The 14,776-nt window shown below is 68.9% G+C and carries 17 protein-coding genes and 1 pseudogene; 8 read left to right on the top strand and 10 right to left on the bottom strand.

All coding sequences use genetic code 11. The features are described 5' to 3' along the window. The first annotated feature begins 44 nt into the window (after positions 1-44). Both AB8998_RS11945 and ilvA read left to right on the top strand, forming a co-directional pair. Positions 45-980 carry an alpha/beta fold hydrolase gene (locus AB8998_RS11945; protein ID WP_369738165.1) on the top strand — a complete coding sequence of 312 codons (936 nt, stop codon included), beginning with the start codon at positions 45-47 and terminating at the stop codon, positions 978-980. Next, positions 977-2,227, top strand: a complete 1,251-nt coding sequence (gene ilvA, locus AB8998_RS11940) for a threonine ammonia-lyase (RefSeq protein ID WP_369738164.1) — start codon at positions 977-979, stop codon at positions 2,225-2,227. The genes AB8998_RS11945 and ilvA overlap by 4 nt, the downstream gene beginning before the upstream one ends. Before the next feature lie 124 nt (positions 2,228-2,351). On the opposite strand, the gene AB8998_RS11935 is transcribed toward ilvA, so the two are convergent. From AB8998_RS11935 to AB8998_RS11915, 5 genes are all read right to left on the bottom strand, one after another. Continuing rightward, positions 2,352-4,136, bottom strand: a complete 1,785-nt coding sequence (locus tag AB8998_RS11935) for an IS1634 family transposase (protein WP_369737806.1) — start codon at positions 4,134-4,136, stop codon at positions 2,352-2,354. A 136-nt stretch (positions 4,137-4,272) separates the two neighbouring features. After that, the gene (locus AB8998_RS11930) at positions 4,273-4,683 is read right to left on the bottom strand and encodes a type II toxin-antitoxin system VapC family toxin (RefSeq protein WP_369738163.1); all 411 of its coding nucleotides are present in this window, start codon (positions 4,681-4,683) and stop codon (positions 4,273-4,275) included. Continuing rightward, positions 4,680-4,949: a type II toxin-antitoxin system Phd/YefM family antitoxin gene (locus AB8998_RS11925; RefSeq protein ID WP_369738162.1), complete on the bottom strand. Its 270-nt coding sequence runs from the start codon at positions 4,947-4,949 to the stop codon at positions 4,680-4,682. The genes AB8998_RS11930 and AB8998_RS11925 overlap by 4 nt, the downstream gene beginning before the upstream one ends. Positions 4,950-5,012: 63 nt before the next feature. Beyond that, positions 5,013-5,291 (bottom strand): hypothetical protein, encoded by a 279-nt coding sequence (locus AB8998_RS11920; RefSeq protein WP_369738161.1) that lies wholly within the window; start codon positions 5,289-5,291, stop codon positions 5,013-5,015. 89 nt (positions 5,292-5,380) lie between these two features. After that, positions 5,381-5,833: a VOC family protein gene (locus AB8998_RS11915; protein WP_369738160.1), complete on the bottom strand. Its 453-nt coding sequence runs from the start codon at positions 5,831-5,833 to the stop codon at positions 5,381-5,383. A gap of 239 nt (positions 5,834-6,072) precedes the next feature. Between AB8998_RS11915 and AB8998_RS11910 the strand changes: the two genes are divergently transcribed. After that, positions 6,073-6,666: a class I SAM-dependent methyltransferase gene (locus AB8998_RS11910; protein ID WP_369738159.1), complete on the top strand. Its 594-nt coding sequence runs from the start codon at positions 6,073-6,075 to the stop codon at positions 6,664-6,666. A gap of 108 nt (positions 6,667-6,774) precedes the next feature. Next, positions 6,775-8,040 carry a cytochrome P450 gene (locus AB8998_RS11905; protein ID WP_369738158.1) on the top strand — a complete coding sequence of 422 codons (1,266 nt, stop codon included), beginning with the start codon at positions 6,775-6,777 and terminating at the stop codon, positions 8,038-8,040. Here the strand turns inward: AB8998_RS11905 and AB8998_RS11900 are convergent. Both AB8998_RS11900 and AB8998_RS11895 read right to left on the bottom strand, forming a co-directional pair. After that, complete coding sequence (locus tag AB8998_RS11900; RefSeq protein WP_369738157.1) at positions 8,019-8,834, bottom strand: lysophospholipid acyltransferase family protein; 816 nt, start codon at positions 8,832-8,834, stop codon at positions 8,019-8,021. The genes AB8998_RS11905 and AB8998_RS11900 overlap by 22 nt on opposite strands. Positions 8,835-8,891: 57 nt before the next feature. After that, positions 8,892-9,488: a TetR/AcrR family transcriptional regulator gene (locus tag AB8998_RS11895; RefSeq protein ID WP_369738156.1), complete on the bottom strand. Its 597-nt coding sequence runs from the start codon at positions 9,486-9,488 to the stop codon at positions 8,892-8,894. 65 nt (positions 9,489-9,553) lie between these two features. Between AB8998_RS11895 and AB8998_RS11890 the strand changes: the two genes are divergently transcribed. The 4 genes from AB8998_RS11890 to AB8998_RS11875 all read left to right on the top strand — a co-directional run bounded on the left by AB8998_RS11890 (position 9,554) and on the right by AB8998_RS11875 (position 12,102). After that, on the top strand, positions 9,554-10,000 hold the full coding sequence (locus AB8998_RS11890; protein WP_369738155.1) for a DUF1707 domain-containing protein: 447 nt from the start codon (positions 9,554-9,556) through the stop codon (positions 9,998-10,000). Then, the gene (locus AB8998_RS11885) at positions 9,976-10,146 is read left to right on the top strand and encodes a hypothetical protein (RefSeq protein ID WP_369738154.1); all 171 of its coding nucleotides are present in this window, start codon (positions 9,976-9,978) and stop codon (positions 10,144-10,146) included. The genes AB8998_RS11890 and AB8998_RS11885 overlap by 25 nt, the downstream gene beginning before the upstream one ends. Positions 10,147-10,169: 23 nt before the next feature. After that, the gene (locus tag AB8998_RS11880) at positions 10,170-10,631 is read left to right on the top strand and encodes an SDR family NAD(P)-dependent oxidoreductase (RefSeq protein WP_369738153.1); all 462 of its coding nucleotides are present in this window, start codon (positions 10,170-10,172) and stop codon (positions 10,629-10,631) included. Between the two features lie 97 nt (positions 10,632-10,728). Continuing rightward, positions 10,729-12,102, top strand: a complete 1,374-nt coding sequence (locus tag AB8998_RS11875; RefSeq protein WP_369738152.1) for an FAD-binding oxidoreductase — start codon at positions 10,729-10,731, stop codon at positions 12,100-12,102. Between the two features lie 153 nt (positions 12,103-12,255). Here AB8998_RS11875 and AB8998_RS11870 read toward each other — a convergent pair. The 3 genes and pseudogenes from AB8998_RS11870 to trxB all read right to left on the bottom strand — a co-directional run bounded on the left by AB8998_RS11870 (position 12,256) and on the right by trxB (position 14,597). Beyond that, a pseudogene (locus AB8998_RS11870) lies at positions 12,256-12,842 on the bottom strand (TIGR03085 family metal-binding protein). 428 nt (positions 12,843-13,270) lie between these two features. Further along, a complete protein-coding gene (gene trxA, locus AB8998_RS11865; RefSeq protein ID WP_369738151.1) occupies positions 13,271-13,600 on the bottom strand; it encodes a thioredoxin in 330 nt (109 codons plus the stop codon). After that, positions 13,593-14,597: a thioredoxin-disulfide reductase gene (gene trxB / locus AB8998_RS11860; protein ID WP_369738150.1), complete on the bottom strand. Its 1,005-nt coding sequence runs from the start codon at positions 14,595-14,597 to the stop codon at positions 13,593-13,595. Before trxB ends, trxA begins: the two co-directional genes overlap by 8 nt. Between the last annotated feature and the right edge of the window lie 179 nt (positions 14,598-14,776).

The raw sequence follows: 14,776 nt of genomic DNA, 5'->3' as shown, positions 1-14,776 counted from the left end.
TTGCTGGTCCCACCGCCCCGGGTCGCCTACCCTCGTCCCAGACCATGAAACTGAGCAATCCCCTGCGGCACCCCTTCCGCGTCGGACCCGTCGAAAAGCCCCGCGCCGAAGGGCGTTTCCACCTGTCCGACGGCCGTCGCCTGGGCTTCGCCGAATACGGCGACCCCCGCGGCGAGGTGGTGCTGTGGTGCCACGGCACCCCGGGTGGCAGACGCCAGCTCTCGCTACCCGGCCGGCGCGCCGCCGAACGACTCGGCCTGCGCGTGGTCGTCGTGGAGCGGCCGGGTTCGGGCCTGTCGGACCCGCACGCGTACGCCGCGGTGGCCGATTGGGCCGCCGACACGGCCGAGGTGGCCGACGCCCTCGGCGCCCAACGGCTGGGCGTCGTCGGGCTCTCCGGCGGCGGCCCCTTCGCCCTGGCCTGCGGCGCGGTGTCGCCGCCGGCCGCCCGCGTGGCCGCCGTGGCGGTGCTGGGCGGCATGGTCCCGTCGGTCGGGCCCGAGGCCGGCGCCGGCCCCGTCGACGGCCTCGCCCGCCGCGCGGCACCGCTGCTGTCGACGCTGCGCCGGCCGTTGGCGGCGCTCACGTTCGGGCTGCTCGCACCCCTGATTCCCGCCGCGCATTACGGCCTGCGCGCGTACTCGGTGTTTCAGCCCGCCGGCGACCAGCGGGTGTTCGCCGACCCCGCCATGGAGGCCGTGTTCGTCGAGGACTTCGTGCTCTCCCTCAGGGGCGGCTGCCAGGCGACCATCGACGACCTGCGCCTGTTCGGGCGCGACTGGGGTTTCCGGTTGGCCGACGTCAAGGCCCCGGTGCGGTGGTGGCACGGCGACGCCGACCCGCTGGTGCCCCTCGCCGCGGCCCGGTCGGCGGTCTCGCACCTGCCCGACGCCGACCTCGTCGTGTGTCCGGGCGAGAGCCACCTCGGCGGGTTCGCCGAGGCCGGGGCGGTCCTGGGATTCCTTCGGGAAGCGCTGTGAGACAAAACAACCCGGTCATACCACTGCTGACGTGCGACCAGCTAGACGCCGCGGCCGACCGGCTCCGGCCGGTGCTGCGACCAAGCCCCGTCATCGCGTCGCGGGTGCTCTCGGAGCACACCGGCCAACCCACCTGGCTCAAATGCGAAAACCTGCAACACACCGGCTCGTTCAAGGCCCGCGGCGCCTACCACCGGATCGCCGGCCTGAGCGCCGCGGAACGCGCCCGCGGCGTGGTCGCAGCCAGCGCCGGCAACCACGCGCAGGGCGTCGCGTGGGCCGCGACCGAACTGGGAATCGCCTCGACGGTGTTCATGCCGGTCACCGTCGCGCTGCCGAAACTGTTGGCCACCAAGGGTTATGGCGCCCAGGTCCACCTGGTCGGCGACACCGTCGACGAGGCGCTGGCCGCGGCGCTCGACTACGCGCTGCGGCATGACGCGGTGTTCATCCACCCGTTCGACCACGCCGACGTCATCGCCGGCCAGGCCACCGTCGGGCTGGAGATCCTGCACCAGATCCCCGACGTCGCAACCATTGTGGTGCCGACCGGCGGCGGCGGACTGCTCGCCGGCATCGCCACGGCCGCACATCATCTGGCGCCGCACGTCCGGGTGGTCGGCGTGCAGGCCGCCAACGCGGCGGCCTGGCCGGCCTCGCTGGCCGCCGGGCACCCGGTGCGCCTGGAGTCGATGTCGACGATCGCCGACGGCATCGCCGTCGCGATGCCCGGGGCCGTCACGTTCGCCCACGTCGCCGCGTTCGCCGACTCGGTGCGCACCGTCACCGAAGACGCCCTGTCGCATGCGCTGCTGTTGTGCATGGAGCGCGCAAAACTCGTCGTCGAACCGGCCGGGGCGGCGGCGGTGGCGGCGCTGATGACCCTGGCGCCCGAACTCGCCCTGTCCGGCCCGGTGTGTGCGGTCCTGTCCGGCGGTAACATCGACCCCCTGGTGTCGACCCACGTGATCACCCACGGCCTGCGCGCCGCCGGGCGCTACCTCTCGGTGACCGTCACCATCCCGGATCGACCCGGCGCGCTCGGCCGCCTGCTCGACGTGGTCGGCGCGAGCGGCGCCAGCGTGCTCGACGTGGTGCACTCCCGCACGGCACGCCGGCTCGCCCTGGACGAGGTCGAGGTGCGGCTCACCGTCGAGACCCGCGGCCCCGAGCACCGCGACGAGGTCCTGGCCGCCCTGACCGGGGCGAAATTCGTCGTCTCCGTCGAGGACAACCAGCGACGGTGACGTTGTCGCTGCCAGGCGCACACCCGTGCCGGGCAATCGGCTAGCCCGAAGTTACTGTAGCTGAAATGGGTGAATACCTGGGCTGAACTGGGGATTTGTTTGGTTTGGGGGGTGGTTGTTCTGGCTACGCGGTGATGGTGAGCGGGATCGGGGTGTTGAGCAGGTCGAAGGCGCGGCGTTGGTCGGGGGTGGGTTCGGCCAGTATGGGGACTTCGGTGTTAGCGCCGGGGTAGCGGACCTGGTTGCGGGTCAATGTGGCCAGGTGGTCGAGCAGTCCACGGAAGCTGCGCAGCGGGTTGCCGTGGGTGTCGTGCTTGCGGGTGGCTTTGGCATCGGCGTGGGGTGAGCGCTGTGCGGGCGCGACCGGGTTATCCCGCTGGGGTGGGTGCTCGTCGGTGAATGTCATTGGCGCCCAGGTTTTGCGCAGGTGCCAGATGAGGTAGCAGGCGAGCAGGCAGATCAGCACGTGGGCTTTGACGCGGTCCTCGAGACGGTGGTGGATGGGCCGCAGGTCCAGATCGTCGGTTTTGATGATGCGAAAGTCGCGCTCGACGTTGGCGAGGTTCTTGTAGCTTTGCACCACCGCGCCGGGGTCGAGGTCCTCGGCGTCGACGCTGGTGCGCAGCACGTAGATGCCGTCGAGGGCGGCTTCGGCCTCGATGCGGGCCTGGTCGCGGCGGTAGGTGAAGCTGGTGTCGGTGATGTCGCGGTGAAAGTGCTTGCCCATCTTGTACTTCCCGATGGCCGCGCCGACCACTTCGCCGATCTTGCCGGCCCCGCGCAGGGTGCCGCGGTTGACCCGGTCGGCGATCGCGGCGAGTAGTTTCTCGGTCGCGTTGAGCAGGTCGCTGCGTTTGCGGGCGCGTTCGGCGGCCAGCGCGGGGTTGCGGCAGGCGATCAGCCGTTCGCCGGGGTAGTCGGGATGGGTGATCTCGGCCAGGTCCTGGGTGTCGAAAAGGCTCATCTGCAGCGGGCCGTCGTCGGCGGCCAGTTTGGCGATCGCCGGGGCGCGCAGCGCGGTGATCCACCCGAAATCGGTGGCGGTGTCGGGGTCGTCGTTGAGCTTGCGCAGCGCGTCGATGCGCGCAGAGGTGACCATGCCGCGATCGCCCACCAACACCAACCGCTGGATGCCCAGCTCGTTGCGGATGACGGTGACGATCTCAGTGAAGGCATCCGGGTCGGCGGTGTTGCCTTTGAACACCCGCACCGCGACCGGGCGCCCGGCCGGATCGGTGAGCACCCCGTACTCGATCTGCTCGCAGCCTTTCTTGCCGTCGCGGGAGTAGCCGCGCGCGGCCAGCTCGCAACACCGGCCGGTCACCCATGCGCTGGTCAAATCGAACAGTGCCATCCGGCCCGGATTCACCTGCGGGGCGAGGTGTTTGGCCGCGAGCTTTTTCTCGATCGCCCCCTGTCGGCCGGCCAGCCAGTCCATCGCGGCGTAGATCTCGTCGGTGGATGCGCCGGCCACCCCCAGGTCGGTGGCCAACGTGGTGTCGGGCCACCACGCCAGCGTGGATAGTTTCGAGCCGGGCCGGATCACCCGCGAGACGATCAGCGCCAGGACGAGATCGCGTCTGCGCCCGGCCGGGCCCAGCAGCGCGGGCAGGCCCAGCTGGCGCGCTACCGCCGCGACCGCGGCCACGTGCCCATGCGGCAGCGACCGCACGATGCTGAATTCGCTGCCCGCCGGCACCAGCGTCTGACCCTTCAGCGTCGCCTCGATCGCGTCGACGGACTCCGGCGGCAGCATCGACAGGTTGGCCACGGTCTCGTTGCGCACCGCAGCGCCGTCTCGGTAAGTGCGCCGCAGGTAGGCCGACGTGTACTGGCGGCGCTGGCCCTGCTTGTCCACGTGCGTCTTCCGGACTCTGACTACGTGAACCCGGCCCTGCTGACGCGGCATAACAACGATCATATTTCATTCCAAACTTCCCGCGAAGGCGACACGCCGCATATTCTGACTACATATCTACGCCGGTTCAAAACCATCTACCCAGTTCAACAATCAGATAACGCCCGAAAGCAGTCGTAACTTCGGGCTAGCTGATGTCTGCGGCGCCGCGCGGGGAAACCGTTGGCAGCCCATGCGATTCGGCTGCGCCGAGCAGCCGGCGATCGTAGGCGCAGAAAGCGGTCAGCGACTTTCGGTGGATATGCGCCGTGGCCAGGTGTATTGCGTCCAGGGTCCGCAGCTCGGCAGGCGAGCTCGTGGCCGCCGCTGCCGCGATAGCGTCCGTCAGAACAAGGGTGTCGATCGTCGCGGCGACATTTCGCGCGAGCGCTACAGCTTGGGGCCCGATTCGTGTGGCCGCTCGGATCAGCTCGATGTGGCCCACGGCGCTGGTGACGAGGTTTTCGTCGGGGTGTGCGTTGAGCCAATCGATCAGGGCCGCGGACTCTTCTTCAGCCGCAACCAGTTTCACGGTAGCCGACGTATCGAGGTAGATCATCGATCGGAGCGTTGTTCATCCAGTATGGACGAGAGTGGCGGGCCCTCGATCAGATCGGCCCTGTCGAGGGGGACTCGGGGCGCGGCAGCGGGGATCAACCGGCCGTGGGCGATGAGTTGGTCACGCACCTGTTCGGCGGGCGTGATCGGCACCAGCCGCGCTACCGGCCGACCGCGGTCGGTGATTTGGACGGTCAGCCCCGCCTTGACTTTCGCGATCCACACGCTGGCGTTCTGGCGCAATTCACGGATCCCGATGCTGTCCATGGCGACTAGTGTAGCACTTAATGTGCTACACGGAGCAGCCATGCATTTCCGCACCCGGCGCGGTCACGGCACCGGGACGTACTGCTCACACCGATACGCCGCCGGGTCGCACATCACCGGCAGGTTCGTCCAGCCGCCGTAGGTTCCGGGCGTGTCCCACGTCGGGAGCAACGGGCCGTCGTAATTGGGGTTCGGCATGTACTGGCAGGTGCCGAACTGCGCGCACGGCGGAGCGGCGTGCGCCGGCGCGGCGGTCAGCACGCCCAGCGCGGCGCCCGCCAGCACCGCCGCACCCGTCAACTTCACTGCGATCATCGCGGCCTCCCACCGGGTCGTCACCATGAGCGACACGATCCCACCGGGTCGTCGTCACCATGAGCGACACGATCCCACCGGGCACCGACAACAGGACCAACCCGCCGACATACCCGCTACGGCCGCGGCGGCAACACCGCAAGCCACCCCTCGGGCAGCAGCTCCAGCAGCTGCCCGTCGGGGTCGCGGATCATCGCCGACCCCTCGGTCACCGATTCGGAGACCACCGCTCCCCCGAAGTCCGCGACCCGGGCCAGCACGCCGGGCAGGTCGGACACCGAGAACGAGATGTGCGTCAGCCCCACCTGGTCCATGACGCGCTCGGGCCCGGCATGCACGTCGCGCCTGGAGTAGTCGATCAGTTCGAGCACGAACCCGTCACGCACCAGATACGTCGCGTGCACGCCCAGCGGCTCGGGCAGCCCCACCAGCCGGGCGGTGCGGTCGTCGGGCGGCTCGATCTCCCACCAGAACTCGAACCCGAGCAGCCCCTCGTAGAAGCGCCGCGACCGCTCCCGATCCGCGACACACAACCCGACATGGTTGAAAACCGTTCGGTGACTTTCCATTACAGTCCTCCCGGCAGCGCCTTGTGGACCGGCGCCCCACCGACCGCGAAATCCGCGAATGGCCGACCACCCAGGGTGATAGCTTAGCGACCGGACGCCGGTGCCACGGGCGCGCCGCAATCCGGCGAAAACCACGCTGGGCGCGAGAGGGAGCCGCGATGAGCCGGCAGGATTCGTCGAATGGCCCCCGGCCGTCGGAGCCGCGTGACGCCCGCGCATTCACCGCACACTTCGATCGCATGTACACGCGGTGGGCCCGCCCCTACGACCTGGCGGTCAAGCTGCTGCCGGTCTGGCGGCATTGGCTCAGCGCAGCGCTCCCGCACATCCGCGGCCCGCGTGTCCTCGAGGTTTCTTTCGGAACCGGTTGGTTGCTCACCCGCTGCGCCAACAACTTCGACACCTGCGGGGTGGACCTCAACGCGCGCATGGTCGCGGTCGCCCGGCACAATCTGCGCCGGGCGGGCGTGACGGCCCAGCTGCGTCAGGCAAACGTCGAGGCGCTGCCCTTCGCCGACGGCCAGTTCGACACCGTCGTCAACACCATGTCCTTCAGCGGCTATCCCGACGCTCAACGGGCCATGACCCAAATGCATCGCGTGCTAAGGCATCAGGGGCGGCTGGTATTGATCGACGTGGGCTATCCCGACGACGGCCACCGGCTGGGCCGCACCGTGGCCGGCTTGTGGAAGCGCGCGGGCGACGTGATCCGCGACATGCCGGCGATCTTCGACAGCTTCGGGTTCGATGTCCACCACGAGCAACTCGGTGGTTTCGGCAGCGTCCACCTCTACGTCGCGACCAAACAGCGGCCGGCCGGTCTCGAAACCTGACAGTGAACGCTATCTCCGCACCGCTCGAAGGCGTAATAATGCACAGACAAACCACTACGCGCGCAATCCCCACCTCGGCCAGATCTCCTTGCCGTGAAAGGCTTCCCGATGGTCACACGCCCCGGCATCACCGACGACGCAATCGTCGACTTCGACCATCACTCCGACGAATTCAACCTCGACGAACTGGCTGTCAACGCCAACCTCCGACAACGATGCCCGGTCGCCTGGAACACCAACTACGGCGGCTTCTGGTACCTCAGCAGCTATGACGCCGTCAGCCGCGCCGCCCGCGATGGCGAGACCTTCGCCCACAAATACGAGCCCGACGCCGACGACGGCGTCGACTACCAGGGCGAGATGGGTGTCCCGCGCCCCGAAGGCCAACCGGCGCTGGGCATCGGCGAGATCGACGGCCCGTATCACCAGGCGCTGCGGCACGCGCTGGCCCCGTTCCTCTCCCCCGGCGCCGTGCACAAACTCGAGCCGTTCATGGAGCAGAAGGCACACGAGTTCCTCGACCGCCGCATCGCCGACGGCCGGATGGACCTCGTGCTCGACTACGCCAGCCCGGTCCCGGCCATCCTCACCATGAAGCTCATGGGCCTGCCGTACGACAACTGGCACCTCTACGCCAACCTGTTCCACTCCGTCATGGCGCTCTCGCAGGACAGCACCGAGTACGCACAGGCCATCGCGCAGGTGCCCGCCCTGATGCAGGGCGTCCTCGACTTCGCGGCCGCCCGGCGCGGCAATCCGCGAGACGACCTGACCAGCTTCCTCATCGCGTTCGAATTCGACGGCCGGCGCCTCTCCGACGAACAACTGCTCAACATCCTGTGGAACCTCATCGCCGGCGGTGTGGACACCACGACCTCCCAGACCGCGCTGACCCTGCTGCACCTGGGCACCCACCCGCAGCTGCGCCGACAACTCATCGACCACCCCGAACTGCACCGCAGCGCCACCGACGAGTTCCTGCGCTACTTCTCGGTCAACCAGACCCTGAGCCGCACCGTGACCCGCGACGTCGAAATCGGCGGTCAACACCTGCGGAAAAACGACCGCGTCGTCCTCAGCTGGCTCTCGGCCAACCACGACGCGAAGGAGTTCGACCGGCCCGACGAGATCGTGCTGGACCGCGCACCCAACCGCCACGTCGCGTTCGGGCTGGGGCCGCACCGCTGCATCGGCTCGCACCTGGCGCGCGTGGTGTCGCAGGTGATGGTCGCCGCGGTGCTCGAGCGCATTCCCGACTACCGCGTCGAACTCGAGGGCGTCCGCCAGTATCTGGGCAACCCCAGCATGACCGGGCTGGCCACGCTGCCGGTCACCTTCGCCCCGGCGCCATCTCAGCCCAGAATCGGAAAGTGACGCTGGGCGGCCAGTGCCTGCAGGCCCTTCTGCATCACCCAACGCACATGCGCGTCAAGCCTTTTGACGTCAGCAGCGACGCCGACCGCTGCGAGGTCGATCGGTGGCAACACCTCGGTGACGATCTTGGTGGGCAGCGGAATGTTGACCGGCGCCAAGACGCTGAGACCGAACGGAAAGCCGAACGTGATCGGCAGGATGTTCGTTCGGAAGAACTTGCGTTCGAACTTGGTGAGCCCGAGCAGGCGCGACAACCACTGGCCGCGCGACAGAAAGAACTGGCTTTCCTGCCCGCCGATGGAGACCGCGGGAACGATCGGCACGCCGGCCTCCATCGCCGTGCTGATGTAGCCGGTTCGCCCGTCGAAGTCGATGGCGTTCTCGCGCAGGGTCGGCCGGTAGACGTCGAAGTCCCCGCCCGGGAAGACCAGCACGACGCCACCGGCATCCAGGGCCCTGGCGGCGTTCTCGCGGGTCGCCCGTATCACCCCGGTGCGCCGGAAGAAGTCGGCGGCCGGGCCGGCGAAGACCGTGTCGAAGGCGAGCGCGTAGAGGGGACGCTCGTAGCCGTAGGTGTCGTAGTAGTCGACCGCGAACACCGACAGGTCGAAGGTCAGCATGCCGCCGGAATGGTTGGCCACCACCAACGACGGCCCCGGCGGCATGTTGTCCAGGCCGCGCACCTCGGAGCGGAAGTAGCGCTTGACGATCGGTCGGGTCAGCGCGATTATGCGCTCGGTCATGCCGCGGTCCCATTTGTCGACGTCGGTCACGCCGGTGGGGGCATCGGTCATCTCGTACCTGCTCTCCGGTGAGCGTGAGCAGATGCTACGAGCCCCGCACCACGGCCGCTAGAGCAACTGGGCCACAACACCCTTGACGATCTCCTCTGGATCTTGCCCGATGCCCACCGCACGCAGCTCGCCGCCGATCGTCAGCGACGCGATCCCGTGCACCAGCGACCACAGCGGCGCGGCGAGTTCGCGCGGATCGTCCCCGTCGACGAGGCCCGCCTGCTGACACGTCGTGATCGCGGCGAGCAGGTCGTCGAACGCCCGCTCGGCGGCCGTCGCCAGGCTCGGGCGCTCGGCCTTGAGCGACTCCGACCCGAACATCACCTGGTAGTGGTCGGGATGGCCGACGGCCCAGCGCACATACACCCGGCCCAGCTCGATCACGCGCTCCCGCGGTTCCGCCACGCGCTCGGCGGCCGCCGCCAGCTCGGCGTGCAGGTCACCGAAGCCCTGCTCGGCGACCGCGGCCAGCAGCTCCGCCTTGTCGGCGAAGTGCCGATACGGCGCCGCGGCGCTCACACCCGCGCGCCGGGCGGCCTCGGTGAGCGTGAAACCCTTCGGCCCCTTCTCGGCCACCAGCGCCAGCGCCGCGTCGGTCAGCGCGCGCTTGAGGTCGCCGTGGTGGTAGCTGTTGCGCCGCGCGACCCGAGCCATGTTGACGACATTAACATCGTAGTCTATGTTAATGCTATTCACATCGTCAGCGGAGGGAGCCCCCGATGACCACACCGCTCGAACTGCTGGCCGGCGACCGCGACCGCGAGAAGACCGCCGACCTGCTGGGCCAAGCCCTCGCCCAGGGCTACCTGCAGCTGCCCGACTACGACGCGCGGCTGCAGGCCGTCTTCGAGACGCACACCGCCGGCGAGCTTCGGCAGGTCCTCACCGACCTGCCGGTCGAGCGCATCCGCCGCCACGATCCCCGCCGCCGCGCCGCCCGCGTCGCCGCGGCGCGCCGCGGGGTGCGCCTGCACGCGGGCGCCTACCTGGCCATGGCCGTCGTCGCGCTCGCGGTCTGGGCCGCCGTCGCCGCCACGACCGCCGCGACGTACTTCTGGCCGATCTGGCCGATCCTGGGCGGCGCGATCGGCCTGGCCGGCCACGCTCTGAGTGTCAAATCCGTTGCAATCGAAGAGAAATCATGTCCAATCACGCGTGGGCGGTGATCACCGGGGCCAGTTCCGGGCTGGGCGCGGTCTTCGCCGACCAGCTCGCGGCGCGGGGCTTCCCGCTGGTGCTGGCCGGACGGGACCGCGCGCGCCCGTACGTGGAGCTGGTCGTCGGCGACCTGGGCGCCGGAACGCCGGCCTGATCGCCCATCTCGACGGGCGGGCGATGGACGTCCTGGTTAACAACGCCGGGTTCGGCACCTACGGCGCGTTCGCCGAGATCGACACCGGGCGCGAGCACGAACTGGTCGCGGTCAACGTCGACGCACTGGTGCGCCTGACCCACGCGGTGTTGCCGGGCATGCTGGCGCGAGGCCGCGGCGGCATCCTGAACGTCGCCTCCACCATCGCGTTTCAGCCGGGCCCATACCAGGCCACCTACGGTGCTTCCAAGGCGTTCGTCCTCTCGCTCAGTCAGGCTTTGTGGGCCGAGACCCGCGGCTCGGGCGTCACGGTGACCGCGCTGTGCCCCGGGCCCACCCGCACCGGGTTCGTCGACGCGCTCGGCTCGGACGTTTCGCACACCGCGATCTACGGCGCCTCGCCACCGAACCCGTGGTGGCCGCCCGCCTGCGCGCCTTCGACCGTGGCCACGCCGCGGTCGTGCCGGGGTGGCGCTACCGGGTGATGGCCACCGGCGGACGGCTCCCGCCCGGCCAGCTCTCGGCGCTCCTCATTGGGCGGATGCTGCGTCCCGCCGCAGCGGCGGGTTCTAAAGTGCGTTCATGAACGACATGACGGCGGGTTTCGCGGAGATCGTCGGGACCCACTACCTGCTGACCGGGGACGCGATCCCCGACGACTACGCCCACGACGAGGACCTGGGCCAGCCGCCGCAGAAGCCGGCTTACCTGGCAAAGCCGTCGAGCGCCGAGGAGGTCGCGCGGCTGCTCGAGACCGCCACGCACAACAAGGTTCCCGTGACGGCCCGCGGTTCGGGCACGGGGCTCTCGGGCGCGGCGATCCCCCGGGCCGACGGGCTCTTGATCTCCTTCGAGCGGATGAACAAGATCCTCGAGGTCGACACGGTCAACCAGGTCGCCGTCGTGCAGCCGGGAGTGACGCTGACCGAGCTGGACGCCGCGACCACCGATTATGGGCTGCGCTACATGGTCCACCCGGGCGAGCTGTCCTCCAGCGTCGGCGGCAACGTCGGCACCAACGCCGGCGGGATGAACGCGGTCAAGTACGGGATCGCCCGCCACAACGTGGTCGGACTGCAGGCCGTGTTGCCGACCGGCGAGATCATCCGCACCGGCGGCAGGATCGCCAAGGTGTCCACCGGCTACGACCTCACGCAGTTGATCGTCGGCTCCGAGGGCACCCTGGCGCTGGCCACCGAGGTGATCGTCAAGCTGCACCCGCGGCTCGAGCACAGCGCCACCGTGCTGGCCCCGTTCGCCGACTTCGACCAGGTGATGGCGGCGGTGCCAGCGATCCTGGCCAGCGGGCTCGGGCCCTACATCCTCGAGTACGTCGACAACATGACGATGGCCGCGATCGTCCACACCCAGCACCTGGAGCTGGGTGTTCCCGACGCGATCCGCGACAGCTGCCAGGCCTATCTCGTTGTGGCGCTCGAAAACCGGACGGCCGACCGGCTCGACGAGGACGTCGAGCGGGCCGGCGAGCTGCTGGCCGAGCTCGGCGCCGCCGACGCGTACGTGCTCGAAGGAGCCTCGGCGCGCAAGCTCATCGAGGCCCGCGAGAAGGCGTTCTGGACGGCCAAGGCCATGGGCGCCGACGACATCATCGACACCGTGGTGCCACGCGGCGCGATGCCGAAATTCCTTGCCGCCGCGCGGGACCTGGCGGGGGCCGCGGGCGGTGGTGCGGTCGGCTGCGGGCACGCCGGCGACGGCAACGTGCACCTGGCGATCTTCTGCAAGGAGCCGACGGCGCGCAAGAAGCTCATGACCGACATCTTCGCGCTCGCAATGGAAGTGGGCGGCGCCATCTCCGGCGAGCACGGCCTCGGGCGCGCCAAGACGCCGTACTTCCTCGAACTCGAAGACCCGGTCAAGGTGGGCCTGCTGCGCCGCATCAAACAGAGCTTCGACCCGGCGGGCATCCTCAACCCCGACGTGCTGTTCGGCTGACCCAGCCGTCACCTGGCCGCGGGTTGTCCGATGTGCCCGCCTCGGAGCGACAAATCCGGCCGCCGCGCGGTTGTCGCTCCGAGGCGGGCAAAACGCCGGTCGCCTCGGCCAGGTGCACGTGTGGCCGATGTGACCGGGCCTGGCCCACTGCGCTCACATGCCGAAGTGCGTACGACGCACCGCCGCAACGGCTTCCGAGGCGCCGCTGACGTCGACCCGCGCCACGACCCGCCGGCCGGCAGCGGCCCACACCACCTCGAGCTCACCACCGCGAAGCCTCCCTGCCGAGAAACCGGCCGCCGCGACCCACGTTGCGCCACAACGCCGCATCCATGTCCGACGCCAGCAGACACGGCGCGAGCCCGTTCGCCCGCCGCACGTCCTCGTGATGGACGAAGAACTCGTTGAGATTCGCCATCGCACGCACTAACCCCGATGCGCAAGAACCCGACGGGCGGTCCGGAGCGGACCCGCGTAACCAGCGACGCGAAATCCTGGCGCGCGGCCAGCGCCGACCGGTGCACTCGGCGAACCGCGCGAACGCACCGGGCAGCACGAGGCACGGGCCGGCAAGCCGGCAAGGGCGTCGTGTTCCCGCAACACCACGTGCGCGGCCAGATCGTGCGCGGCCAGATCGTGCGCGGTCCAGCCCTCGATCAGGGCGGGAACGGAGGGGCGAGTTCGTCGGGCAGGTCGCAGAACTCCAAACGCTCCCGCATGTCCAGCGGAACAGCGGCCATGGCGCCCGAGTCTATGCGCTCCGGCACGCGATTGACCCGCCGGCGGCGACGTGCCAGAATTATGGGTTGCGCAACCCACTGTTATCCTCGCCCACGGAGCATGGGCCGACGGGTCGAGCTGAGCCGGCTTCCATTAACGCCTTTGCCTAGCACACGGGCGACCGGGAACACGCAGTGCTCGCCGCGGCCCATCGCCGCGGCGTACATCCGGACGCCGGTGCCCGAACCCGGATGGAAGGAGCTACCCGCCTGGTAGCTGATCGCCGAGGAAGACCGGATGATCAACCGGGCCACCCAAAAGTTCATGGCCGAATGCGTGAACGCCCACACGCGGACACACCCGGTCGATCACGCGCCGCTGATCACCGGCCGGAGGTCGTCACCGAAATCCTCGCCGAGGCGATTCGGGCGGTGTCGGTCATCGACAGTTAACCCACGAATTCCGAAATCTCGCGCAGCAGCGCCGCTTTGCCCTTGGCGCCAGTGATCCGTTTCACCGGTTGCCCGTCCTTGAACAGGATCATGGTGGGGATCGACACCACCTGGAACTGGGAGGCGGTCTGCGGGTTGGCGTCGACGTCGAGCTTGGCCACCGTCAGCTGCTCGCCCTGCTCAGAAGCGATCTGCTCGAGCACTGGGGCCACCATCTTGCACGGACCGCACCAGGTCGCCCAAAAGTCAACCAGCACAGGCTTGTCGCTGGAAAGCACCTCCGTGGCAAACGACGCGTCGGTCACGTCCACCGTGCTGTCAGTCATTGAGGGCCCCCGTCAACGTGTTGTCCGGAATCTCGGTCGCATCGCCGTCTGCGGCTTCGCTGGTGCTCACGTGCTCGGCGAGCCAGCGTTCGGCGTCGATGGCCGCCGCGCAGCCGCTGCCGGCCGCGGTGATCGCCTGCCGGTAGGTGCGGTCCACCAGATCCCCGCAGGCGAACACCCCCTCGATCGAAGTCGCCGTGGAGCGCCCCTGCACCAGGACATACCCCTCCGGGTCGACCTCAAGCACGTCCCGCACCAACTCCGAACGCGGATCATGCCCGATCGCCACGAACATTCCCGTCACCGGCAACGTCGACTCCGCCCCACTGACCACATCACGCACCCGCAAACCCGTCATCGTGTCCCCACCCTCGACGGCCTCCACGGTGTGGTTGGTCAAAAACCGGATCTTGTCGTTGGCCCGCGCCCGATCCAACATGATCCGCGACGCCCGAAACTCCTCGCGGCGATGCACCAACGTCACACTGCGCGCGAACTTGGTCAAAAACGTCGCCTCCTCCATCGCCGAGTCACCACCCCCGACCACCGCGATGTCCTGCTCCTTGAAAAAGAACCCGTCACAAGTCGCACACGCACTCACACCCCGGCCCAGCAACTCCTGCTCCCCGGGCACCCCCAGATACCGCGCCGCAGCCCCCATCGCCAAGATCACCGCCCGCGCCCGATGCGTGACCCCCTCAGCAGTCACCGTCTTGACCGGACCCCGCAACGACACCGCCTCGACGTCCTGCATGCGCAGATCGGCCCCGAACCGCAACGCCTGCTCGCGCATCTCATCCATCAACGCCGGGCCCATGATCCCCTCACGAAAACCCGGAAAATTCTCCACCTCGGTGGTCGTCATCAACGCGCCACCAAACGACGTCCCCTCAAACACCAGCGGCGCCAACTCCGCCCGCGCGGTGTAAAGCGCCGCGGTATAACCCGCGGGACCCGAACCAATGACGATCACGTCGTGAACAGTGTCGGCGCTCATACGAACCTTTCAGCCAGGGCCCACGTCCCCGTTAAAAACGCGAGCCTACTGGGAGTCGATTACCGTGCCATTTTCCAAGAGTAATGCCCTGGGCGGCGATCGCCCCCCGGCGACACCGGCGACGCCGAGACCAGATGACGGTCACGGTCGCCGAAAACGATTGCCCGGCAAACGCTTCC

The sequence above is a fragment of the Mycobacterium sp. HUMS_12744610 genome (genome assembly GCF_041206865.1).
GTDB lineage: Bacteria > Actinomycetota > Actinomycetes > Mycobacteriales > Mycobacteriaceae > Mycobacterium > Mycobacterium servetii.
The sequence above is the reverse complement of the archived record's forward strand: the minus strand, read 5'-3'. Positions and strand labels throughout refer to the sequence as shown.